This window comes from Neisseria sp. Marseille-Q1983, from assembly GCF_018224585.1.
Taxonomy (GTDB): domain Bacteria; phylum Pseudomonadota; class Gammaproteobacteria; order Burkholderiales; family Neisseriaceae; genus Neisseria; species Neisseria polysaccharea.
On record NZ_JAGTUI010000036.1, the window covers coordinates 1 to 21553 of the forward strand.

The 21553-nt window shown below is 55.1% G+C and carries 22 protein-coding genes, 3 tRNA genes and 1 pseudogene; 19 read left to right on the forward strand and 7 right to left on the reverse strand.

Features of this window, described 5'->3' with window-relative positions; genetic code table 11:
- Together KEM39_RS08530 and pyk are read right to left on the reverse strand one after the other, a co-directional pair.
- Positions 1-222, reverse strand: a pseudogene (locus tag KEM39_RS08530) (hypothetical protein); the annotation flags it as partial.
- A 199-nt stretch (positions 223-421) separates the two neighbouring features.
- On the reverse strand, positions 422-1894 hold the full coding sequence (gene pyk / locus KEM39_RS08535) for a pyruvate kinase (RefSeq protein ID WP_002218534.1): 1473 nt from the start codon (positions 1892-1894) through the stop codon (positions 422-424).
- A 237-nt stretch (positions 1895-2131) separates the two neighbouring features.
- On the opposite strand from pyk, the gene KEM39_RS08540 reads away from it, so the two are divergent.
- Entirely contained in the window at positions 2132-2683 is a 552-nt protein-coding gene (locus KEM39_RS08540; protein ID WP_118997337.1) for a hypothetical protein, read from the forward strand.
- A 47-nt stretch (positions 2684-2730) separates the two neighbouring features.
- On the opposite strand, the gene KEM39_RS11915 is transcribed toward KEM39_RS08540, so the two are convergent.
- Positions 2731-2856: a hypothetical protein gene (locus KEM39_RS11915; protein ID WP_003707089.1), complete on the reverse strand. Its 126-nt coding sequence runs from the start codon at positions 2854-2856 to the stop codon at positions 2731-2733.
- Positions 2853-3695 carry a GNAT family N-acetyltransferase gene (locus tag KEM39_RS08545; RefSeq protein WP_118997338.1) on the reverse strand — a complete coding sequence of 281 codons (843 nt, stop codon included), beginning with the start codon at positions 3693-3695 and terminating at the stop codon, positions 2853-2855. Before KEM39_RS08545 ends, KEM39_RS11915 begins: the two co-directional genes overlap by 4 nt.
- A 237-nt stretch (positions 3696-3932) precedes the next feature.
- Here KEM39_RS08545 and pyrB point away from each other — a divergent pair, with 237 nt between their 5' ends.
- The 3 genes from pyrB (at position 3933) to KEM39_RS08560 (ending at position 6051) form a co-directional block, all read left to right on the forward strand.
- Positions 3933-4853 carry an aspartate carbamoyltransferase gene (pyrB, locus tag KEM39_RS08550; RefSeq protein ID WP_118997339.1) on the forward strand — a complete coding sequence of 307 codons (921 nt, stop codon included), beginning with the start codon at positions 3933-3935 and terminating at the stop codon, positions 4851-4853.
- 9 nt (positions 4854-4862) lie between these two features.
- Positions 4863-5321, forward strand: a complete 459-nt coding sequence (gene pyrI, locus KEM39_RS08555) for an aspartate carbamoyltransferase regulatory subunit (protein WP_002216215.1) — start codon at positions 4863-4865, stop codon at positions 5319-5321.
- Positions 5322-5385: 64 nt separating this feature from the next.
- On the forward strand, positions 5386-6051 hold the full coding sequence (locus tag KEM39_RS08560; RefSeq protein WP_118786229.1) for a hypothetical protein: 666 nt from the start codon (positions 5386-5388) through the stop codon (positions 6049-6051).
- Here KEM39_RS08560 and KEM39_RS08565 read toward each other — a convergent pair.
- Together KEM39_RS08565 and KEM39_RS08570 are read right to left on the reverse strand one after the other, a co-directional pair.
- Entirely contained in the window at positions 6045-6347 is a 303-nt protein-coding gene (locus KEM39_RS08565; RefSeq protein ID WP_192885360.1) for a hypothetical protein, read from the reverse strand. The genes KEM39_RS08560 and KEM39_RS08565 overlap by 7 nt on opposite strands.
- A gap of 13 nt (positions 6348-6360) precedes the next feature.
- Positions 6361-7584 carry a LysM peptidoglycan-binding domain-containing protein gene (locus KEM39_RS08570; RefSeq protein ID WP_118997340.1) on the reverse strand — a complete coding sequence of 408 codons (1224 nt, stop codon included), beginning with the start codon at positions 7582-7584 and terminating at the stop codon, positions 6361-6363.
- Between the two features lie 184 nt (positions 7585-7768).
- Between KEM39_RS08570 and def the strand changes: the two genes are divergently transcribed.
- From def to topA, 9 genes are all read left to right on the forward strand, one after another.
- Entirely contained in the window at positions 7769-8272 is a 504-nt protein-coding gene (gene def, locus KEM39_RS08575) for a peptide deformylase (protein ID WP_211709833.1), read from the forward strand.
- Positions 8273-8351: 79 nt separating this feature from the next.
- The gene (gene fmt / locus KEM39_RS08580; protein ID WP_118997342.1) at positions 8352-9278 is read left to right on the forward strand and encodes a methionyl-tRNA formyltransferase; all 927 of its coding nucleotides are present in this window, start codon (positions 8352-8354) and stop codon (positions 9276-9278) included.
- Positions 9279-9356: 78 nt separating this feature from the next.
- A complete protein-coding gene (rsmB, locus tag KEM39_RS08585) occupies positions 9357-10616 on the forward strand; it encodes a 16S rRNA (cytosine(967)-C(5))-methyltransferase RsmB (RefSeq protein ID WP_118997343.1) in 1260 nt (419 codons plus the stop codon).
- Positions 10582-11181, forward strand: coding sequence for a DUF4390 domain-containing protein (locus KEM39_RS08590; protein ID WP_117377729.1), 600 nt, complete (start codon positions 10582-10584; stop codon positions 11179-11181). The genes rsmB and KEM39_RS08590 overlap by 35 nt, the downstream gene beginning before the upstream one ends.
- A complete protein-coding gene (locus KEM39_RS08595; RefSeq protein WP_118997344.1) occupies positions 11181-13298 on the forward strand; it encodes a sensor histidine kinase in 2118 nt (705 codons plus the stop codon). Before KEM39_RS08590 ends, KEM39_RS08595 begins: the two co-directional genes overlap by 1 nt.
- Positions 13291-14565 carry a sigma-54-dependent transcriptional regulator gene (locus tag KEM39_RS08600; RefSeq protein ID WP_118778591.1) on the forward strand — a complete coding sequence of 425 codons (1275 nt, stop codon included), beginning with the start codon at positions 13291-13293 and terminating at the stop codon, positions 14563-14565. Before KEM39_RS08595 ends, KEM39_RS08600 begins: the two co-directional genes overlap by 8 nt.
- A gap of 90 nt (positions 14566-14655) precedes the next feature.
- Complete coding sequence (gene dprA, locus KEM39_RS08605) at positions 14656-15849, forward strand: DNA-processing protein DprA (protein WP_118997345.1); 1194 nt, start codon at positions 14656-14658, stop codon at positions 15847-15849.
- A gap of 22 nt (positions 15850-15871) precedes the next feature.
- On the forward strand, positions 15872-16333 hold the full coding sequence (locus KEM39_RS08610) for a DUF494 domain-containing protein (protein ID WP_002215351.1): 462 nt from the start codon (positions 15872-15874) through the stop codon (positions 16331-16333).
- Between the two features lie 79 nt (positions 16334-16412).
- The gene (gene topA, locus KEM39_RS08615) at positions 16413-18719 is read left to right on the forward strand and encodes a type I DNA topoisomerase (RefSeq protein WP_211709834.1); all 2307 of its coding nucleotides are present in this window, start codon (positions 16413-16415) and stop codon (positions 18717-18719) included.
- Between the two features lie 117 nt (positions 18720-18836).
- Here topA and KEM39_RS08620 read toward each other — a convergent pair whose 3' ends face one another.
- The gene (locus KEM39_RS08620; RefSeq protein WP_118997347.1) at positions 18837-19463 is read right to left on the reverse strand and encodes a hypothetical protein; all 627 of its coding nucleotides are present in this window, start codon (positions 19461-19463) and stop codon (positions 18837-18839) included.
- A 207-nt stretch (positions 19464-19670) separates the two neighbouring features.
- Here KEM39_RS08620 and KEM39_RS08625 point away from each other — a divergent pair, with 207 nt between their 5' ends.
- From KEM39_RS08625 to KEM39_RS08650, 6 genes are all read left to right on the forward strand, one after another.
- Positions 19671-20051 carry a helix-turn-helix domain-containing protein gene (locus KEM39_RS08625; RefSeq protein ID WP_002215356.1) on the forward strand — a complete coding sequence of 127 codons (381 nt, stop codon included), beginning with the start codon at positions 19671-19673 and terminating at the stop codon, positions 20049-20051.
- 88 nt (positions 20052-20139) lie between these two features.
- Positions 20140-20709 carry a 16S rRNA (guanine(966)-N(2))-methyltransferase RsmD gene (gene rsmD / locus KEM39_RS08630; RefSeq protein ID WP_118997348.1) on the forward strand — a complete coding sequence of 190 codons (570 nt, stop codon included), beginning with the start codon at positions 20140-20142 and terminating at the stop codon, positions 20707-20709.
- A 122-nt stretch (positions 20710-20831) separates the two neighbouring features.
- Entirely contained in the window at positions 20832-21083 is a 252-nt protein-coding gene (locus KEM39_RS08635; protein ID WP_002215364.1) for a YfhL family 4Fe-4S dicluster ferredoxin, read from the forward strand.
- A gap of 97 nt (positions 21084-21180) precedes the next feature.
- Positions 21181-21264 (forward strand) — tRNA-Tyr (locus tag KEM39_RS08640).
- Between the two features lie 30 nt (positions 21265-21294).
- Positions 21295-21368: transfer RNA gene (locus KEM39_RS08645), tRNA-Gly, on the forward strand.
- An 8-nt stretch (positions 21369-21376) separates the two neighbouring features.
- Positions 21377-21451 (forward strand) — tRNA-Thr (locus KEM39_RS08650).
- Positions 21452-21553: the final 102 nt, after the last annotated feature.

Genomic DNA, 21553 nt, shown 5'->3' on the forward strand with positions numbered 1-21553 from the left:
GATGTTGGCGTTGACGGAAATCTGGCTGCTGTCGAGTTTGGTCAGACCGGCGGGGTTGTAGAAGATGGTCGATGCGTCGGCGGCTTCTGCGGCGGCGGCATTTGCCGTACTTTGCGCATTGACCGACTGTGTGCCGAAGTGGTAGCCGGAGGCTTGTGCGGATGCGGCGGCAAAGGCAGTGCCGAGCAGCAGGACGGTTTTTTTCAGTGTGGAAGGGGTCATTTCAGTTTCCGTAAAAGGGCAGACAAATAAAAAAGGCAGTTAAATGCCTTGTTTCGCTTTAGTATAGACACTCAATTCTATACCACGTTGCCGAATTTGCACAATTTTTTCAGTTTGCCCGAACCGCCGCGCCGCCGCAAAAAATGCCGTCTGAAGCTTCGGGCATCGGCTTCAGACGGCATTTTCCACTCAGGGCGGATTATTTGACGCGCAGCACTTCCAGTGTGTTGGTCGAACCGGATTCGCGCATTTGCGAGCCGCTGGTGATGATGTATTGGTCGCCGGAATGCAGGATGTTGTGTTCCACCAGCATGGTTTCGACTTCGTTCAACGCCGTGTCGTGGTCGGTGCTGGTTGCCAAAATCAGCGGGCGCACGCCGCGGTACATCGCCATACGGCGTTGGGCGGAAACGCTCGGGGTCAGCGCGAAAATCGGCAGGGTGATGTTGTGGCGGCTGATTTCAAAGGCGGTCGAGCCGCTTTCGGTCAGGGCGACGATGGCTTTGGCGTGAACCGCGCGCGCCACGCTGACCGCGCCGCCGGCAACCGCCAGGTTGGTGCTGACCGCTTCGGGATACTCCGCCTGTTCGGCAACGCCGTTGAGCGAATCCTGCTCTTTTTCCGCAGCCGCGCAGATAATTGCCATTTGGCTGACGGTTTCAAACGGATACGCGCCGACGGCGGTTTCGGCGGAACACATCACCGCATCGGTACCGTCCAATACCGCGTTTGCCACATCGCTGACTTCCGCGCGGGTCGGCACGGGGTTGGTAATCATCGATTCCATCATTTGCGTCGCCGTAATGCTGAAGCGGCGCAACTCGCGGGCGCGGCGGATCATCCGTTTTTGCAGGGCGGGGACGGCGGCGTGTCCGACTTCGACCGCCAAGTCGCCGCGCGCAACCATAATACCGTCGCCAGCGAGGATGATTTCGTCCAAGTTTTCAATCGCTTCCACGCGTTCGATTTTGGAAACCAAACCGGGGCGCACGGCAGTGCTGCCCTTCATTTCTTCTTCGACTTTGGCGCGCGCGATGTGCAAATCTTCGGCGGATTTCACAAAGCTGATGGCGAGGTAGTCGCAACCGATAGCAATCGCGGTTTTCAGGTCGCGGAAGTCTTTTTCGGTCAACGCGCCTGCGGACAGACCGCCGCCGCGTTTGTTGATGCCTTTGTTGCTTTTCAGGACGTGGCTGTTTTCCACCCTTGTGATAATCCTGCTGCCTTCGACGGATTCCACGGTCAGGGTCAGCAGGCCGTCGTCCAGCCACAATACGTCGCCTGCGGTAACGTCGTCGGGCAGGTCGCGGTAGTCCAAACCGACCGCCTCGCGCGTGCCTTCGCCTTCAAGCGCGGCATCCAGTACCAGCGTTTCGCCTTTGTTCAATTCAATGCCGCCGCCGGCGATTTTGCCCACGCGGATTTTCGGCCCTTGCAGGTCGGCAATGATGGCGATTTCCTGTCCGGCGCGTTTTGCCGCCTCGCGCACGATGCGGGCGTTTTCTTGATGGAATTCGGGCGTGCCGTGGCTGAAGTTGAAGCGGACGACGTTCAGGCCGCCGACGCGGATCATATCTTCCAACAGTTCGACGTTATTGCTGCCCGGCCCAAGGGTGGCGACGATTTTAGTGTTGTGGCTGATGCGGGTCAGATCGCGGCTTGTCTGGTTCATATGAAAGTCCTTTCGGTCTCAATCGGGTGTTTTGCGGTATTTTGTTGCAAAATTACAGAAATTTGGAACCGGTTTGATGTCCATTTGATGAACGCGGCGGAATATTCTGTAAAAATATGATTTAAATTAATGGTTTGATATTTTACCTGCAAACCGCCTTTTTTGGCGCAAAATTACACGGTTTTATGATTTAGGCTAAATTTATTTTTTGTTCGGCGGCTTGCGCGGTCGGGTAAAATGAAAGTTTTGAATGGTTGGTCGGACAGGAAGATGTGGCGGGTTTTGAGTGCTTTGCCGATAGGCGTGGTGTTTTTTGATTTGATCTACGGTTTTGTGTTGAACGTGTTGCAGGGTTTGGATTTGCAGCGTGCCGTGCCGGATTCGGAAGGCGTGTTGGCGGTTACGCCCGATATTGCGTTCAACAGTTTGCAGATTGTCGCCAACGGCGGTATGGCGGCTGTGGTCTGTTTCGGGTTGGCGGTTGTGTTTCTGCTCAACCGTTCGGTGCGGCGGCGGCAGGTGTTGGAAATCGGGGTGTTCCGGATGTTGGGGCTGGTGGCGGTATTGGCGTTCAGCGCGCCTTCGCTGTGGGAGTGGGCGAACGCGCTGCCGCTGCTGCTGAAGGGCGCGGACGTGGTCAATACGGGCAATGCGCGTTATGTGCTGACGGCTTTGTGTATGCCCTTTCCGGCGGTGTCGTGCGGCATCGGGCTGGTGGGGCGGTTCAGGCTTCAGACGGCATCGGGCAGGGCGGCAAAGTCAGGGAGTACGGGCAAGGCGGACGGATAGGGCGCATATTTTAAAATGCCGTCTGAAAGGGCTTCAGACGGCATTTTTCAGTGGGCGTGCCGGGTTTCGATACCGGCTTTGATTTCGCCGTAAACCTGAGTGCCGCCTTGTCCGGACGGGGTGGCGCAGGCGGCGAGTGCCGACAGGGTGCAGATGAGGATGAGTGTTTTCATTTTGGGTCGCAACGGAAGTGGTAGGCGCAGATTTCAAAACCGTTTTTGAAATACAGGCGGTGCGCGTCGGCACGGTCGTGGTTGACGTGGACGTTGAGGTGGATTTTGGTTACCCCTGTTTCCGCGCCGATTTTGCGGACTTCTTCCAAAAGGCGTGAGGCGTAGCCTTTGCGGCGGCTTTGCGGCAGGGTAACGATGTCGTCGATGTGGATGTGGCGGCCGCCGGCGAGGGTGCAGGCTTCGCGGAAGCCGCAGACGGCGACGGCGTTGTGTTTGCCTTCTTCAAAAATACCCAGCAGGCGGTAGCCTTGGGGGCGTTGGATTTTGTTGATTTGTTCGGTAAAGCGGTTGATGTCGGTCAGGGCGGAACGCAAAACGCTCAAGGCTGCAAAGGCGGTGGCGGTGTCGTCCGCGCCGATTTCGCGCAAAACGTAGGATGCGCCCGAGGCGGTCTGTTCCTGTGCTTTTTCGGCGGCGTGTTTTTCTTCGATTGCCTGTGCCAGCAGGACGCGTTCGTCGGCGGGGCCGTTTTGTCCGCCCTGTTCGCGTTCTTCGAGCAGGGCTTTGCAGTCGATGACGCGCAGGTCGTTGTCGGCGGCAAAGTCCATCAGGAAGCGGAACATTTGGGGGTTGTCGGTTTCCAGTTTTTTATCGACGGCGACGCAGCGGATGTTGTCCACCAGCATGGGGCGCACCCATTTCGAGTAGGAGAGGCGGTTGTCTTTGGTGAACGAGGACAGGATGCCGCACAGGCGTTCCGCCCAGTCGCTGGGGCGGAAAATCTTGCCGGAACTCGTTGTGCCGTGGATGACGACTTCGTAGGGGTTGCAGACTAACATGGCGGCTTCCTGAAAAGAAATGTCTGGCGCGATTATACCTTATGCTTATGCGGGCGTGTTTGGATATGCCGTCTGAAAAGTACGGGATTCGTGCGGTAAAACTTTGCGGCGGCAAATGTGCGATAATACGCGCCGTATTGCCGCTTTTGCGAAGCTGTTCCGCAAACATACGGGCGGCGTGGACGACGTATAACCGGATACCCGCCTGACGCGGGTTTTTTACGGAAGGGGGCAAAAATGCCTAATCCGCTTTACAGACAGCACATCATCTCCATTTCGGATTTGTCGCGCGAACAGTTGGAATGCCTGCTTCAGACGGCATTGAAGCTGAAGGCGCATCCGCGCGGCGATTTGTTGGAAGGCAAACTTATCGGTTCGTGCTTTTTCGAGCCGTCCACGCGCACGAGGCTGTCGTTTGAAACGGCGGTGCAGCGTTTGGGCGGCAAAGTTATCGGTTTCTCGGACGGCGCGAATACCAGTGCCAAAAAAGGCGAGACGCTTGCCGATACCGCCCGCATCATTTCCGGCTACACCGACGCAATCATCCAGCGCCATCCCAAAGACGGCGCGGCGCGCGTGGCGGCGGAGTTTTCGCGCGTCCCCGTCATCAACGCCGGCGACGGCACGAACCAGCACCCCAGTCAGACCTTGTTGGATCTGGTAACGATTTATGAAACGCAGGGGCGTTTGGACAAGCTCAAAATCGCGATGGCAGGCGACTTGAAATATGGGCGCACCGTGCATTCGCTTTGTCAGGCGTTGAAACGCTGGGGCTGCGAATTTGCCTTCGTCTCGCCGCCCAGCCTCGCGATGCCCGACTATATTACCGAAGAGTTGGAAGAAGCCGGCTGCCGATACCGCGCCCTCGGCAGTTTGGAAGAGGCGGCGGAATGGGCGGACATCCTGTATATGACCCGCGTCCAGCGCGAACGTTTCGACGAACAGGAATTTGCCAAAATCCAAGGCAAATTCAACCTCGAAGCGTCTATGCTCGCCCGCGCCAAACCGAACCTGCGCGTGCTGCACCCCCTGCCGCGCGTGGACGAAATCCATCCTGATGTCGATGCCACGCCGCACGCCTATTATTTCGAGCAGGCGACCAACGGCGTTTATGCGCGTATGGCGATATTGTCGCTGGTGTTGAACGAAGAAGTGTGAGGAACCGATATGGAAACCCCGAAACTCAGTGTCGAAGCCATTGAAAAAGGTACGGTTATCGACCATATTCCCGCCGGCAGGGGGCTGACCATCCTGCGCCAGTTCAAACTTTTGCACTACGGTAACGCGGTAACCGTGGGCTTCAACCTGCCCAGCAAAACCCAAGGCAGCAAAGACATCATCAAAATCAAAGGCGTGTGCTTGGACGACAAAGCCGCCGACCGCCTCGCCCTGTTCGCCCCCGAAGCGGTGGTCAACACCATCGACAATTTCAAGGTCGTGCAGAAGCGGCATTTGAACCTGCCCGACGAAATCGCCGAAGTGTTCCGCTGTCCGAACACGAATTGCGCCGGCCACGGCGAGCCGGTCAAAAGCCGGTTTTATGTTAAAAAACACAACGGGCAGACGCGGCTGAAATGCCATTACTGCGAAAAAACCTACAGCCGGGATTCGGTGGCGGAAGCCTGACGGATTCCCTTAAACCGAGCGGGCGGCATTTCGTCTGCCGCCTGTTTTGCCAATCTGAAATGGAATGATGATGCACGCTTCTGTCCAAAGCCGTTTCGCACCGATACTTTATGTTTTGATTTTCTTTGCCGGTTTTTTGACCGCGCAAGTCTGGTTCAGTCAGAAAGCCTATACTGAAGAGCTGCCTCCGCTTCTGTCCGCATTGTCCGCCGTCGCGCTGGTGTGGCTGGCGTGGGCGTTCGTGTCGGCGCGTTCAAAGGCTAAGGCGGAAAAGTTCTACCGCGAAAAAATGATACAGAACGAAAGCATACACCCCGTCCTGCACGCTTCTTTGCAACACTTGGAACACAAGCCGCAAATGCTCGCCCTGCTGGTCAAAAACCACGGCAAAGGGATGGCGGAGCAGGTCAGGTTCAAGGCAGAAGTGCTGCCCGACGACGAAGACGCGCGCACGATTGCCGCCGAGTTGGCAAAAATGGATATGTTCGCATTGGGGACGGACGCGGTTGCCTCGGGCGAAACCTACGGGCGCGTGTTCGCCGATATTTTCGAGTTGTCGGCGGCTTTGGAAGGGCGCGCGTTCAAAGGGATGCTGAAACTGACGGCGGAATATAAAAACATCTTCGGCGATGCCTGCCGTTCGGAAACGGCGTTGGATTTGGGCGCGCTCAATCAGGCGTTGAGGGAAATCTCGAAAACGCCGGAAAAGTCCAAACGGATATTTTATTGAAGGTGTCCCGATGTATGGGGCGCGCACCGGCGGCGCGGCGGCTTTTTCCGGCAACAATGCCGTCTGAAGGCTTCAGACGGCATTTTTTCAGGGGGCGGCGGCAAAGCGGCAAGATTGGATTTGGATACCCGGTTACTTCCGTCTGTCTGCAAGGGCAAGCCGCTGATTTCCGTTCGGGCGGAAACCGGTCCCATCAGATAAAAGGCATTTTGTCCGACTAAATCAGGGTTTTGCATCAACGGGATATGAAAATGCAGTCTAAATAAAAAATGCCGTCTGAAGCCTTCAGACGGCATTGTTGCCGAGGGGTTATTGGAAAGGGTCGGAATCGACGCGGGCGCGGCCCTGATCCGGCATATTGTCCAAATCCCGTCCCGGATTGGCGGCGGTGTCGCCTACGGAAATATCGGAGATGTTTTCCAGAATGATGGCGGACGACAGGTGTTCGGAGGTGCGGTAAACCATTGCCAAGCCCACTTCTTCGGCAGGAGTGGAAATCAGTTCGACGGTATCCCTGCTTTTGGGTTCTTCTGCCAGATTGTTGGAGAGGTTGACCTGCATCGTTTTCTTGCGTTTGTAGAGGCTCAAAACCGCGCCTTTGTCCAAACCGTCCGCCTCGCCTTTGTCTATCGTAATGGTTTTGAACTGTCCGCCGATTCTCACGCCTTCAAACACGGAAACGATTTTCGCCTGAACCGGTTGGGAGGGCTCGTGCGGCACCATATTGAAGCGGTCGGTGTCTTCCGGCATTTTCATCAGGTAGTCGCCCTGCTGTATTTCGGAAATGGCGGTTTCGACCACCAGCGGCTGTATCGAATGGGTACGCAGCGGGGTAATCAGAGGATGGGTGCGGGTATAGTATTCGTTGTCTTTCAGCCGTTCTTCAGCCTGTTTCGAGCGTTGTTCGAGGGCGGAGTCGGTATAGTCGAGGGAGCGCACGATGCCGCCGAATGCGACTTCCTGCCCGAGGAATTTACCCGTATCCGGATCGGTGATGTTTTTATTGATACGGTAGGTCAGGTAGCGGCCCGGTTCTTTCAGGCCTTTGGTGTAAACCCTGGTGCCTTTGGTGTACAGCAGCCTGCCTTCCGGACCCGAGAGCAGGCGCGGCGCGGCAGCGGTTTCTTTGCGGGAGACGATTTGCGGGTGCTGCATAAAGATGCGGTAGAAGTTGACATCGATGGCGGGAATACCGTATCCGGACACTTCTTTATCCGGACTCATTTTGACGACGGGGATGTTGTCTGTCTGTTCCAGGCTGAGGCGCGGTTCGCCGTTAACGTAGCGCAACACCAAAACCTGACCCGGATAAATCAGGTTGGGATTGTGGATTTGGCTGCGGTTCGCACCCCACAGGCGGCCCCATTGCCACGGGCTGTACAGGTATTTGCCCGAAATGCCCCACAGGGTGTCGCCCTGTTTGACTGTGTAGCGTTGCGGCGCGTTCGGGCGCACCTTCAGATTTGCCGCCAAAGTTTGTGTTGAGAATGCCATACCTGCCGCGCAGAGCAGGGTTATAATACGACGTTGCATAACCGTTCCCCTTATCTGATAAATTTCGGTTTGTCTTGCCTGATTGGGTTGGAAAAAGCGGCGGCGGTCTTTTCGGGACGTGCCGCGTGATAATAAATGTTTCGCATTTTAACATCGAATTATCTGCACCATCACGGTAATTATGAAAAACAGGCGGCGTATCCGCCGAAGGAAAGAGAAAATTATGGCTTTACTGAACATCCTCCAATATCCCGACGAGCGTCTGCACACGGTGGCAAAGCCTGTCGAACAAGTCGACGAGCGCGTCCGGAAGCTGGTTGCCGATATGTTTGAAACGATGTACGAATCGCGCGGTATCGGGCTGGCGGCGACGCAGGTCGATGTGCACGAGCGCGTGGTCGTGATGGATTTAACCGAAGACCGCAGCGAACCGCGCGTGTTCATCAACCCCGTCATTGTCGAAAAAGACGGCGAAACCACTTACGAAGAAGGCTGCCTGTCGGTGCCGGGCATTTACGACACCGTAACCCGCGCCGAACGCGTCAAGGTCGAGGCTTTGAACGAAAAAGGCGAAAAGTTCACGCTGGAGGCGGACGGCTTGCTGGCGATTTGCGTGCAGCACGAGTTGGACCACCTGATGGGCATTGTGTTTGTCGAACGCCTGTCGCAGCTCAAGCAGAGCCGGATTAAGACCAAGTTGAAAAAACGTCAGAAACATACGATTTGACCTGTTTTGCCATGCCGTCTGAACGCTGCGGCGTTTTCAGACGGCATCGCGACACACCCCGCGCACATTAGGACACGATATGAAAGTCATCTTCGCCGGAACGCCCGATTTTGCCGCCGCCGCCTTAAAAGCCGTTGCCGCCGCCGGTTTTGAAATCCCGCTGGTGCTGACCCAGCCCGACCGCCCTAAAGGGCGCGGTATGCAACTGACCGCCCCGCCCGTCAAACAAGCCGCGCTGGAACTCGGTTTGCGCGTGGCACAGCCCGAAAAACTGCGCAACAACGCCGAAGCCCTGCAAATGCTCAAAGAGATCGAGGCAGACGTAATGGTGGTTGCCGCCTACGGTTTGATTCTGCCGCAGGAAGTGTTGGATACGCCGAAACACGGCTGCCTCAACATCCACGCTTCGTTGCTGCCCCGTTGGCGCGGCGCGGCGCCGATTCAGCGCGCGATTGAGGCCGGCGATGCCGAAACCGGCGTGTGCATTATGCGGATGGATGCCGGTTTGGACACCGGCGGCGTGGTCAGCGAACACCGCTACGCCATCCAACCTACCGATACCGCCAACGAAGTCCACGACGCGCTGATGGAAATCGGTGCGGCGGCGGTTGTTGCCGATTTGCAACAGCTTCAAAGCAAAGGCCGTCTGAACGCGGTCAAACAGCCCGAAGAAGGTGTTACTTACGCCCAAAAACTAAGCAAAGAAGAAGCGCGTATCGATTGGAGCGAAAGCGCGGCGGTTATCGAACGCAAAATCCGCGCCTTCAACCCGGTGCCTGCCGCGTGGGTCGAATATCAGGGCAAGCCGATGAAAATCCGGCGGGCGGAAGTGGTGGCGCAACAAGGCACGGCAGGCGAAGTGTTGTCCTATTCGGCGGACGGTTTGGTCGTTGCCTGCGGCGAAAACGCGCTGAAGATTACCGAATTGCAGCCTGCCGGCGGCAGGCGTATGAATATCGCGGCGTTTGCGGCGGGACGGTCTATTGAAGCAGGGACAAAGCTGTAAATTCCTTCAGACGGCATCTTGAACCGCAAACGGGAATGCCGTCTGAAACCATCAGTTGAAGAAAGCGAATCACATAATATGAGTATGGCACTTGCCCAAAAACTTGCCGCCGACAGCATTGCGGCAGTTGCCGAAGGACGTAACCTTCAGGACGTGTTGGCGCAAATCCGCACCGCGCATCCCGATCTTACGGCGCAGGAAAACGGCGCGTTGCAGGACATCGCCTACGGCTGCCAGCGTTATTTGGGCAGTTTGAAACATATGCTCGCGCAGATGCTGAAAAAACCGATTGGCAATCCGCAGCTCGAAAGCCTGCTTTTGGCGGCGTTGTACCAGCTGCATTACACGCGCAACGCGCCCCACGCCGTGGTCAATGAGGCAGTGGAGAGCATAGCCAAAATCGGGCGCGGGCAGTACCGTTCGTTTTCCAACGCGGTTTTGCGCCGCTTTTTGCGCGAACGTGAAAAATTGGCGGCTTCCTGCAAAAAAGACGATGTGGCGAAACACAACCTGCCGCTGTGGTGGGTGGCTTACTTGAAAAACCATTATCCGAAACACTGGCACAACATCACTGCCGCGCTGCAATCCCATCCGCCGATGACGTTGCGCGTCAACCGCCGACACGGCAATGCCGAAAGCTATTTGGAAAAACTGGTGGCGGAAGGTATCGCGGCTAAGGCGTTGGACGAATATGCGGTTACGTTGGAAGAAGCCGTGCCGGTGAACCGCCTGCCCGGTTTTTCAGACGGCATCGTTTCGGTACAGGACTTCGGCGCGCAGCAGGCGGCGTATTTGTTAAACCCGAAAGACGGCGAACGGATTTTGGACGCGTGCGCCGCGCCGGGCGGCAAGACGGGGCATATCTTGGAACTGGCGGATTGCCGCGTTACCGCCTTGGACATCGATGCAGGCCGTCTGAAACGGGTGGAAGACAATATTACGCGTCTGGGCTTTCAGACGGCATCGGCGGCGTGTGCCGATGCGCGGGATTTGGCGGCGTGGTATGATGGAAAGCCTTTCGACGCAATCCTTGCCGACGTGCCGTGCACCGCTTCCGGCGTGGCGCGGCGCAATCCCGACGTGAAATGGCTGCGCCGTCCGACCGACGCGCTCAAAACCGCCCGCCAGCAGGAAGTCCTGCTGGACGCACTTTGGCAGACGCTGAAACAGGGCGGCAGAATGCTGCTTGCCACCTGTTCCGTGTTCGTCGAAGAAAACGACGGGCAATTGCAAAAATTCCTCAGCCGCCATAACGGTGCCGAACCGATCGAATCGCGGGTGCTTTTACCGAACAAACACCAAGATGGCTTTTATTACGCGCTTATTCAAAAGCATTAAACAATGGTTTGTGCTGCTGCCGCTGCTTTCCGTTTTGCCGGACGCGGTGGCGGAGGGCATTGCCGCGACCCGCGCCGAAGCGAGGATAACCGACGGCGGACGGCTTTCCATCAGCAGCCGCTTCCAAACCGAGCTGCCCGACCAGCTCCAACAGGCGTTGCGCCGGGGCGTGCCGCTCAACTTTACCTTAAGCTGGCAGCTTTCCGCCCCGACAATCGCTTCTTATCGGTTTAAATTGGGGCAACTGATTGGCGATGACGACAATATTGACTACAAACTGAGTTTCCATCCGCTGACCAACCGCTACCGCGTTACCGTCGGCGCGTTTTCGACAGACTACGACACTTTGGGTGCGGCATTGCGTGCGACCGGCGCGGTTGCCAACTGGAAAGTCCTGAACAAAGGCGCGTTGTCCGGTGCGGAAGCAGGGGAAACCAAGGCGGAAATCCGCCTGCTGCTGTCCACTTCAAAACTGCCCAAGCCTTTCCAAATCAACGCATTGACTTCTCAAAACTGGCATTTGGATTCGGGTTGGAAACCTCTAAACATCATCGGGAACAAATAATGCGCCGTTTTCTACTGATCGCAGCCATATGCGCCGTTGTCCTGTTGTACGGACTGACGGCGGCAACCGGCAGCACCAGTTCGTTGGCGGATTATTTCTGGTGGATAGTCGCGTTCAGCGCAATGCTGCTGCTGGTGTTGTCCGCCGTTTTGGCGCGTTATGTCATATTGCTGTTGAAAGACAGGCGCGACGGCGTATTCGGTTCGCAGATTGCCAAACGCCTTTCCGGGATGTTCACGCTGGTCGCCGTACTGCCCGGCGTGTTTCTGTTCGGCGTTTCCGCACAGTTTATCAACGGCACGATTAATTCGTGGTTCGGCAACGATACCCACGAAGCCCTCGAACGCAGCCTCAATTTAAGCAAGTCCGCATTGAACCTGGCGGCAGACAACGCCCTCGGCAACGCCGTCCCCGTGCAGATAGACCTCATCGGCGCGGCTTCCCTGCCCGGGGATATGGGCAGGGTGCTGGAACATTATGCCGGCAGCTTTACCCAGTTGTCCCTTTACAATGCCGCAAGCGGCAAAATCGAAAAAAGCATCAACCCGCACAAGCTCGATCAGCCGTTTCCGGATAAGGCGCGTTGGGAAAAAATCCAACAGGCGGGTTCGGTCAGGGATTTGGAAAGCATAGGCGGCGTATTGTACGCGCAGGGTTGGCTGTCGGCGGGTACGCACAACGGGCGCGATTACGCCTTGTTTTTCCGCCAGCCGATTCCCAAAGACGTGGCAGAGGATGCCGTCTTAATCGAAAAGGCGCGGGCGAAATATGCCGAGTTGAGTTACAGCAAAAAAGGTTTGCAGACCTTTTTCCTGGCAACCCTGCTGATTGCCTCGCTGCTGTCGATTTTTCTTGCACTGGTGATGGCGCTGTATTTCGCCCGCCGTTTCGTCGAACCCGTCCTATCGCTTGCCGAGGGGGCGAAGGCGGTGGCGCAAGGCGATTTCAGCCAAACCCGTCCTGTTTTACGCAATGATGAGTTCGGGCGTTTGACCAAACTGTTCAACCATATGACCGAGCAGTTGTCCATCGCCAAAGAAGCGGACGAGCGCAACAGGAGGCGCGAGGAAGCCGCCAGACATTATCTCGAATGCGTGTTGGAGGGGCTGACCACGGGCGTGGTGGTGTTTGACGAACAAGGCCGTCTGAAAACCTTTAACAAAGCGGCGGAACAGATTTTGGGGATGCCGCTCGCCCCCCTGTGGGGCAGCAGCCGGCACGGTTGGCACGGCGTTTCGGCGCAGCAGTCCCTGCTTGCCGAAGTGTTTGCCGCCATCGGCGCGGCGGCAGGTACGGACAAACCGGTCCAGGTGGAATATGCCGCGCCGGACGATGCCAAAATCCTGCTGGGCAAGGCGACGGTATTGCCCGAAGACAACGGCAACGGCGTGGTGATGGTGATTGACGACATCACCGTTTTGATACACGCGCAAAAAGAAGCCGCGTGGGGCGAAGTGGCGAAGCGGCTGGCACACGAAATCCGCAATCCGCTCACGCCCATCCAGCTTTCCGCCGAACGTCTGGCGTGGAAATTGGACGGGAAACTGGATGAGCAGGATGCGCAAATCCTGACGCGTTCGACCGACACCATCATCAAACAGGTGGCGGCGTTAAAAGAAATGGTCGAAGCATTCCGCAATTACGCGCGCGCCCCTTCGCTCAAACTGGAAAATCAGGATTTAAACGCCTTAATCGGCGATGTGTTGGCATTGTATGAGGCCGGTCCGTGCAGGTTTGAGGCGGAACTTGCCGGAGAACCGCTGATGGTGGCGGCGGATACGACCGCTATGCGGCAGGTGCTGCACAATATTTTCAAAAATGCCGCCGAAGCGGCGGAAGAAGCCGATATACCCGAAGTCAGGGTAAAATCGGAAACAGGGCAGGACGGTCGGATTGTCCTGACGGTTTGCGACAACGGCAAAGGGTTCGGCAGGGAAATGCTGCACAATGCCTTCGAGCCGTATGTGACGGACAAACCGGCGGGAACGGGATTGGGACTGCCCGTGGTGAAAAAAATCATTGAAGAACACGGCGGCCGCATCAGCCTGAGCAATCAGGATGCGGGTGGCGCGTGTGTCAGAATCATCTTGCCAAAAACGGTAGAAACTTATGCGTAGCAGCGATATTTTAATTGTAGACGACGAAATCGGCATCCGCGACCTGCTGTCGGAAATCCTGCAGGACGAAGGTTATTCGGTCGCATTGGCGGAAAATGCCGAAGAGGCGCGCAAGCTGCGCCATCAGGCGCGCCCCGCGATGGTGCTGCTGGATATTTGGATGCCCGATTGCGACGGCATCACCCTTTTGAAGGAGTGGTCGAAAAACGGGCAGCTCAATATGCCGGTGGTGATGATGAGCGGGCACGCCAGCATCGATACCGCCGTGGAGGCGACCAAAATCGGCGCGATCGATTTTTTGGAAAAACCGATTTCCCTGCAAAAACTGCTGTCTGCGGTCGAAAACGCGTTGAAGCACGGCGCGGCGCAGGCGGAAGAGGGCCCCGTGTTCGACAAGCTGGGCAGCAGCGCGGCAATCCAGGAAATGAACCGCGAAGTCGGGGCGGCGGCAAAACGTACATCTCCCGTCCTCCTGACGGGCGAGGCGGGTTCGCCGTTTGAAACCGTGGCGCGCTATTTCCATAAAAACGGCACGCCGTGGGTCATTCCGGCAAAGGCGGAATATCTGGCCGATATGCCGATGGAGCTGCTGAAAAAGGCGGAAGGCGGTGTCTTATATGCGGGCGACATCGCGCGATACGGACGCAACATCCGGGACGGCATCGCCTTTATCGCCGGCAAGGCGGAACGCTGCCGCGTCAGGCTGGTCGCAGCGTACGGCCGGCCGGCGGGTTCGGACGGCGGGGGCGAAGAAAAAGCGGCAGGTTTCCCGCCGGATTCGGCCGTCCGCATCCCGCCCCTGCGTATGCAGCACGAAGACATTCCCTTCCTGATACAGGGGATTGCCTGCAATGTGGCGGAAAGCCAAAAAATCACGCCTGCCGCATTCGGTGAAGATGCGCTGGCCGTATTGTCCCGTTACGACTGGCCGGGGAATTTCGAGCAGTTGCAAAACGTCGTCACAACGCTGCTGCTGGAAGCGGACGGGCAGGAAATCGGTATCGGCGCGGCTTCTTCGGCACTGGGGCGCGGCGCGCCTGACGACGGAACGGGGCATATGGCGTGCGGGTTCGACTTCAACCTGCCCCTGCGCGAATTGAGGGAGGCGGTGGAGCGGCGTTATTTCGAGTACCACATCGCCCAAGAAGGTCAAAATATGAGCCAAGTGGCGCAGAAAGTCGGATTGGAACGCACGCACCTTTACCGCAAACTCAAACAGCTCGGCATCGGCGTTTCGCGCCGTGCGGGGGAAAAAACCGAAGAATAGGCCCGGACGGCCGGTTTTCCGGCTGCGGGCTTCTGTGTTCAGACGGCATTTGGTGCAAATGCCGTCTGAAATCGTAAGGGGACGGATTTTATGACAGAGGACGAACGTTTCGCGTGGCTGCAATTGGCGTTTACGCCCTATATCGGCGCAGAAAGTTTCCTGCTGCTGCTGCGCCGTTTCGGCAGCGCGTCAGGCGCCCTGTCCGCACCGGCGGAACAGGTTGCCCCGGCGGTGCGGCACAAGCAGGCGCTTGAGGCTTGGCGCAATGCGGAAAAACGCGCCTTGGTGCGGCAGGCGGCCGAAGCGGCATTGGAATGGGAAATGCGGGACGGATGCCGTCTGATGCTGCTGCGGGATGATGATTTTCCTGAAATGCTGACTCAGGGTATAACCGCGCCGCCGGTTTTGTTTTTGCGCGGCAACGTGCGGCTGCTGCACAAGCCTTCCGCCGCCATCGTCGGCAGCCGCTATGCCACGCCGCAGGCGATGCGGATTGCCAAAGATTTCGGCAGGGCGTTGGGTGGGAAAGGCATTCCCGTTGTGTCGGGTATGGCTTCGGGCATCGACACCGCCGCCCATCAGGGCGCGTTGCAGGCAGAAGGCGGCACCATCGCCGTGTGGGGGACGGGTATAGACCGCATTTACCCGCCGTCCAATAAAAACCTTGCCTATGAAATCGCCGAAAAAGGATTGATTGTCAGCGAGTTTCCCATCGGTACGCGGCCGTATGCCGGCAATTTTCCGCGCCGCAACCGCCTGATTGCCGCCCTGTCGCAAGTAACGCTGGTGGTTGAAGCCGCGTTGGAATCCGGTTCGCTGATTACTGCCAGATTGGCGGCGGAGATGGGGCGCGAAGTGATGGCGGTACCCGGTTCGATAGACAATCCACACAGTAAAGGCTGCCACAAACTGATTAAAGACGGCGCAAAATTGGTGGAATGCCTGGACGACATCCTTCATGAGTGTCCGCGGCTCTTGCAAAATGAGGGTGCTTCATCATATTCTATAAATAAAGGAATACCTGAAAAGCGCATCACTGCCGTTCAGACGGCATCCGACCAGCCGTCTCTGCCTGAAGGCAAAATGCCGTCTGAAAAGACGGCGGGCCGACCCGTCGGCGGCGGTATCTTGGACAGGATGGGTTTCGACCCGGTTCATCCGGATGTGCTTGCCGAGCAGTTGGGTATGCCTGCCGCAGACTTATACGCCGAACTGTTGGAATTGGAACTGGACGGCAGCATTGCCGCCATGCCCGGCGGAAGATACCAGCGTATCCGAACCTGAACGCATAATTTAAGGAACATGAATGACCGAAGTCATCGCCTACCTCATCGAACATTTCCAAGATTTCGATACCTGTCCGCCGCCCGAAGACTTGGGTATGCTGCTCGAAGAAGCGGGTTTCGATACCATGGAAATCGGCAACACCCTGATGATGATGGAAGTACTGCTCAACAGCTCCGAATTTTCCGCCGAACCTGCTGACAGCGGCGCATTACGCGTATACAGCAAAGAAGAAACCGACAATCTGCCGCAGGAAGTGATGGGGCTGATGCAGTATCTGATTGAAGAAAAAGCCGTAAGCTGCGAACAGCGGGAAATCATCATTCACGCGCTCATGCACATTCCGGGCGACGAAATTACCGTAGATACCGCCAAAGTGCTGACCCTGCTGCTTTTATGGGCAAACAAGAGCGAGCTGCCCGTGTTGGTCGGCGACGAGCTGATGAGCGCACTCTTGCTCGATAACAAACCTACTATGAACTGAAACAGGTTCAGACGGCATTATCCTGCTAACCTGCCGTCTGAAATACCGGAACCGAGACATTTATTACCAGAGGAAACACATGGCGAAAAACCTATTAATCGTCGAATCCCCATCCAAAGCCAAAACCCTGAAAAAATATTTGGGCGGCGATTTTGAAATCCTCGCGTCCTACGGACATGTCCGCGACCTTGTTCCCAAAAGCGGCGCGGTCAATCCGGATCAGGATTTCGCCATGAAATACGAGCTGATAAAACGCAACGCCAAACACGTCGATGCCATCGTCGCCGGAGCCAAAGAAGCCGAAAACATCTACCTCGCAACCGACCCGGATAGGGAAGGCGAAGCCATTTCCTGGCATCTTTTGGAAATCCTCAAATCCAAACGCGGCCTGAAAAACATCAAGCCGCAGCGTGTCGTGTTCCACGAAATCACCAAAAACGCCGTGCTCGACGCCGTTGCCCATCCGCGCGAAATCGAAATGGACTTGGTGGATGCGCAACAAGCCCGTCGCGCTTTGGACTATTTGGTCGGTTTCAACCTCTCGCCATTGTTGTGGAAAAAAATCCGTCGCGGTTTGAGCGCAGGCCGTGTACAAAGCCCTGCTTTGCGCCTGATTTGCGAACGTGAAAACGAAATCCGCGCGTTTGAAGCGCAGGAATATTGGACGGTACATCTCGACAGCCACAAAGGCCGCAGCAAGTTTACCGCCAAACTCGTCCAATACAACGGCGCGAAACTCGAACAATTCGACCTGCCGAACGAGGCCGCGCAAGCCGATGTGTTGAAAGAACTCGAAGGCAAAGAGGCCGTCGTTACCGCCATTGAAAAGAAAAAGCGCAGCCGCAATCCCGCCGCGCCGTTCACCACATCCACCATGCAGCAGGATGCCGTGCGCAAACTCGGCTTCACCACCGACCGCACCATGCGTACCGCCCAGCAGCTTTACGAAGGTATAGACGTAGGGCAGGGTGCCATCGGTTTGATTACCTATATGCGTACCGACAGCGTGAATTTGGCGGATGAAGCGTTAACCGAAATCCGCCATTACATCGAAAACAAAATCGGCAAAGAATATCTGCCGAGTGCCGCCAAACAATACAAAACCAAATCCAAAAACGCCCAAGAAGCCCACGAAGCCATCCGTCCGACTTCCGTGTACCGCACGCCCGAAAGCGTCAAACCTTTCCTGAGCGCAGACCAGTTCAAACTCTATCAGATGATTTGGCAACGCACCGTCGCCTGTCAGATGACGCCCGCCAAATTCGACCAAACTACCGTCGATATTACCGTCGGCAAAGGCGTATTCCGCGTAACCGGACAAGTGCAAACCTTCGCAGGCTTCCTTAGCGTTTACGAAGAAAGCAGCGACGACGAAGAGAGTGAAGACAGCAAAAAACTGCCCGAAATGAGCGAAGGCGACAAATTGCCCGTGGATAAACTTTACGGCGAACAACACTTTACCACTCCGCCGCCGCGCTACAACGAAGCCACACTGGTTAAAGCCCTCGAAGAATACGGCATCGGCCGCCCCTCGACCTACGCCAGCATTATCTCCACGCTCAAAGACCGCGAATACGTTACCCTTGAGCAAAAACGCTTCATGCCCACCGATACAGGCGACATCGTCAATAAATTCCTGACCGAACACTTCGCCCAATACGTCGATTACCACTTCACCGCCAAACTCGAAGACCAGCTTGACGAGATTGCCAATGGCAAACGCCAATGGATTCCCGTGATGGATAAATTCTGGAAGCCGTTTATCAAGCAAGTGGAAGAAAAAGAGGGCATCGAACGCGCCAAATTTACCACGCAGGAACTCGACGAAACCTGCCCGAAATGCGGCGAACACAAACTGCAAATCAAGTTCGGCAAAATGGGTCGTTTCGTTGCCTGCGCCGGTTATCCCGAGTGCAGCTACACCCGCAACGTCAACGAAACCGCCGAAGAAGCTGCCGAACGCATCGCCAAAGCGGAAGCAGAACAAGCCGAACTTGACGGGCGCGAGTGTCCCAAATGCGGCGGTCGCCTAGTGTACAAATACAGCCGCACCGGCAGTAAATTCATCGGTTGCGCCAACTATCCCAAATGCAAACACGTCGAGCCGCTGGAAAAACCGAAAGATACCGGCGTCCAGTGTCCGCAATGCAAAAAAGGCAACCTCGTCGAGCGCAAATCCCGCTACGGCAAACTTTTTTACAGTTGCAGCACTTATCCCGACTGCAACTACGCCACCTGGAATCCGCCCGTCGCCGAAGAATGCCCGAACTGCCATTGGCCGGTTTTAACCATCAAAACCACCAAACGCTGGGGCGTGGAAAAAGTCTGCCCGCAAAAAGAATGCGGCTGGAAAGAACAGATCGAACCGCCTGCACCGAAAGAGTGAAGCGGTTGGGATTGAGATGAAAGAAAATGCCGTCTGAAAGGGGTTTCAGACGGCATTTTGTAAATTAGAAAGTTTCAATATTTGTTTCAACAACTCTAGTGCTTTATTGCAAGAGAATCAGTCAAACGAATATTTCAAGCCCAAGCCGAAAGTTGCACCCCGCGCCGTTCCGATTTTTTCTTTATGGGTTTCCGCAACGCCGCCATGATACGAACAGGTTCCCTGTCCTTGGCTGAGGCTGTGCCAGCCGTCGTGGCAGGTCGAGCCACCGCTGAGTTCCCAAGCGATTTTATAGCCTGCGTTTGCCGCTACGGTTAATTTGGGGGAAACTTTAAGCCCCACTTCGAGACTGACGGGAAGGGTAATATGGGATACGCTGTCAGATACGGCATTTGCTTTAACTGTTGTGTATGCGAAGCCTATTCCTGCCTTCCCGCTTAAATAAGCAGCCTTTCCTTCAATAATCGGGTACTTATAACCGCCGTCCAATTCGGTAATTTTAACTTTACCGGTTGCTGAGTTTTCAGTAATTTTCCCAGTGCTGTATTGGGTGCGGACATACCATCCTTTAGCAGGGGATGACTCAGCGTTGCCTAAGTATTCCAAACTGATGCCATGTAAATTTGCTTTGGAATTGACTTCTGGGGCTTTTGCATTCCATACGGAATAGTCTGTGCTTAAATTGGCTGAATAAGAAGTTGATGCGGTCAAGCTTAAAATTGCAAGCAAGATAAATTTTTTCATGTTTACCTCATAATAATTTATTGGAATGCTATCTCTTTCTAGGGATGAGCGTGTAATCTGCAACAACATTGCAAGACGATGTACATATGTGTATATATATGTAATGTCTTGCAAGTTAATGTTATTCAAAAAGAGAGTTGCCCGCCAGTCAGCTAAAGTTTAAAATCTGTCCCGATAATTCAACTACCTACATAGAAAGTTCAACCCATGGAAACCCACGAAAAAATCCGCCTGATGCGCGAATTGAACAAATGGTCGCAGGAGGATATGGCGGAAAAGCTGGCGATGTCGGCAGGCGGGTATGCCAAAATCGAACGTGGCGAAACGCAGTTGAATATCCCGCGTTTGGAGCAGTTGGCTCAGATTTTCAAAATCGATATGTGGGACTTGCTCAAATCGGGCGGCGGCGGGATGGTGTTGCAGATTAACGATGTGGATACCAACAGCGGGGAATTTGCAATCTATACCGCTCAGGATGCATCGGTAAAGCTGGATTTGTTAAAAATGGAATTAAAACACTGTAAAGAAATGTTGGAGCAAAAAGACAAAGAAATCGAGCTGCTCCGCAAGCTGACCGAAACCGTTTAAACAGATATGCCGTCTGAAAAAAGTTTTCAGACGGCATATTCTTTGACAGGTCTTGTATAATACCGTTTGAACTTACAGGCTTTTGATTATGGCGGCAGGCAAACATACCAAACACAGCAACCGGGTACGCATTATCGGCGGGCAATGCCGGGGCAGGAAATTGAGTTTTGCATCCGCAGACGGGCTGCGCCCAACCCCCGACAGCGTGCGTGAAAAGCTGTTTAACTGGCTGGGACAGGATTTGACGGGCAAAACGGTTTTGGATCTCTTCGGAGGCAGCGGCGCACTCGGTATGGAAGCCGCTTCGCGTAATGCAAAACGGGTCGTGATTGCAGACAACAACCGTCAAACGGTACAAACCCTTGAGAAAAACAGCCGCGAACTGGGTTTGGGTCAGGTGCAAACCGTCTGTTCGGACGGCATTGCCTATTTGGCAAACCTAAAAGAGAAATTCGATGTCGTCTTCCTTGATCCGCCGTTTGCGTGGCAAAGTTGGGAAAGTCTTTTCAATGCATTGGGCACACGCCTGAATGACGGCGCATATGTCTATATCGAGGCAGGCAGGCAGCCGGACAAACCTGATTGGCTGTCGGAGTATAGAGAGGGGAAATCGGGGCAGAGTACATTTGAATTAAGGGTTTTCCAAGTGGCTGAATAATATGCGCTTTGATAATCATTTCCGAGTTGTAAACATTCGTTTGCAACCGTCCGGTTCAAAAAAACCTTGTGCTATAATCCGCGCCCGACCGGTTTTGATAATTTAGTGTAAAAGGAAAAGAAATGTCGCTTTTTATTACCGACGAGTGCATCAACTGCGACGTATGCGAACCCGAATGCCCCAATGATGCCATCTCGCAAGGCGAGGAAATTTACGAAATCAACCCCAACCTCTGCACGCAGTGCGTCGGACACTACGATGAACCGCAGTGCCAGCAGGTTTGCCCGGTGGACTGCATCCTGATTGACGAAGAACATCCCGAAACGCATGACGAGTTGATGGCGAAATACGAAAAGATTATCCAGTTTAAATAAATTCTTCTTTAAAACATCAAATTATGTCTGTTTTGAAATAAAATCAAAAAAAAACTTGACGGAAAAGCAAGCCGCTAATAAACTAGCGTTCTCTTTTGGAGGGATTCCCGAGCGGCCAAAGGGGGCAGACTGTAAATCTGTTGCGAAAGCTTCGAAGGTTCGAATCCTTCTCCCTCCACCAAAATTCTTACTTGGAGCAGTAGCGAGTAATGCGGGTGTAGCTCAATGGTAGAGCAGAAGCCTTCCAAGCTTACGGTGAGGGTTCGATTCCCTTCACCCGCTCCAACAATTAGGCCCATGTAGCTCAGGGGTAGAGCACTCCCTTGGTAAGGGAGAGGCCGGCAGTTCAAATCTGCCCATGGGCACCATCTCTCGATTATTCATTTCTTTAAAGCTTAGATATATAGGATATTGCCATGGCTAAGGAAAAATTCGAACGTAGCAAACCGCACGTAAACGTTGGCACCATC

Coding starts and splice junctions, on each gene's coding strand:
- pyk (WP_002218534.1), bottom strand. CDS start 1,894: ATGAACCAGACAAGCCGCGATCTGACCCGCATCAGCCACAACACTAAA.
- KEM39_RS08540 (WP_118997337.1), top strand. CDS start 2,132: ATGAAAGTTTTGAATGGTTGGTCGGACAGGAAGATGTGGCGGGTTTTG.
- KEM39_RS11915 (WP_003707089.1), bottom strand. CDS start 2,856: ATGAAAACACTCATCCTCATCTGCACCCTGTCGGCACTCGCCGCCTGC.
- KEM39_RS08545 (WP_118997338.1), bottom strand. CDS start 3,695: ATGTTAGTCTGCAACCCCTACGAAGTCGTCATCCACGGCACAACGAGT.
- pyrB (WP_118997339.1), top strand. CDS start 3,933: ATGCCTAATCCGCTTTACAGACAGCACATCATCTCCATTTCGGATTTG.
- pyrI (WP_002216215.1), top strand. CDS start 4,863: ATGGAAACCCCGAAACTCAGTGTCGAAGCCATTGAAAAAGGTACGGTT.
- KEM39_RS08560 (WP_118786229.1), top strand. CDS start 5,386: ATGATGATGCACGCTTCTGTCCAAAGCCGTTTCGCACCGATACTTTAT.
- KEM39_RS08565 (WP_192885360.1), bottom strand. CDS start 6,347: ATGCCGTCTGAAGGCTTCAGACGGCATTTTTTATTTAGACTGCATTTT.
- KEM39_RS08570 (WP_118997340.1), bottom strand. CDS start 7,584: ATGCAACGTCGTATTATAACCCTGCTCTGCGCGGCAGGTATGGCATTC.
- def (WP_211709833.1), top strand. CDS start 7,769: ATGGCTTTACTGAACATCCTCCAATATCCCGACGAGCGTCTGCACACG.
- fmt (WP_118997342.1), top strand. CDS start 8,352: ATGAAAGTCATCTTCGCCGGAACGCCCGATTTTGCCGCCGCCGCCTTA.
- rsmB (WP_118997343.1), top strand. CDS start 9,357: ATGAGTATGGCACTTGCCCAAAAACTTGCCGCCGACAGCATTGCGGCA.
- KEM39_RS08590 (WP_117377729.1), top strand. CDS start 10,582: ATGGCTTTTATTACGCGCTTATTCAAAAGCATTAAACAATGGTTTGTG.
- KEM39_RS08595 (WP_118997344.1), top strand. CDS start 11,181: ATGCGCCGTTTTCTACTGATCGCAGCCATATGCGCCGTTGTCCTGTTG.
- KEM39_RS08600 (WP_118778591.1), top strand. CDS start 13,291: ATGCGTAGCAGCGATATTTTAATTGTAGACGACGAAATCGGCATCCGC.
- dprA (WP_118997345.1), top strand. CDS start 14,656: ATGACAGAGGACGAACGTTTCGCGTGGCTGCAATTGGCGTTTACGCCC.
- KEM39_RS08610 (WP_002215351.1), top strand. CDS start 15,872: ATGACCGAAGTCATCGCCTACCTCATCGAACATTTCCAAGATTTCGAT.
- topA (WP_211709834.1), top strand. CDS start 16,413: ATGGCGAAAAACCTATTAATCGTCGAATCCCCATCCAAAGCCAAAACC.
- KEM39_RS08620 (WP_118997347.1), bottom strand. CDS start 19,463: ATGAAAAAATTTATCTTGCTTGCAATTTTAAGCTTGACCGCATCAACT.
- KEM39_RS08625 (WP_002215356.1), top strand. CDS start 19,671: ATGGAAACCCACGAAAAAATCCGCCTGATGCGCGAATTGAACAAATGG.
- rsmD (WP_118997348.1), top strand. CDS start 20,140: ATGGCGGCAGGCAAACATACCAAACACAGCAACCGGGTACGCATTATC.
- KEM39_RS08635 (WP_002215364.1), top strand. CDS start 20,832: ATGTCGCTTTTTATTACCGACGAGTGCATCAACTGCGACGTATGCGAA.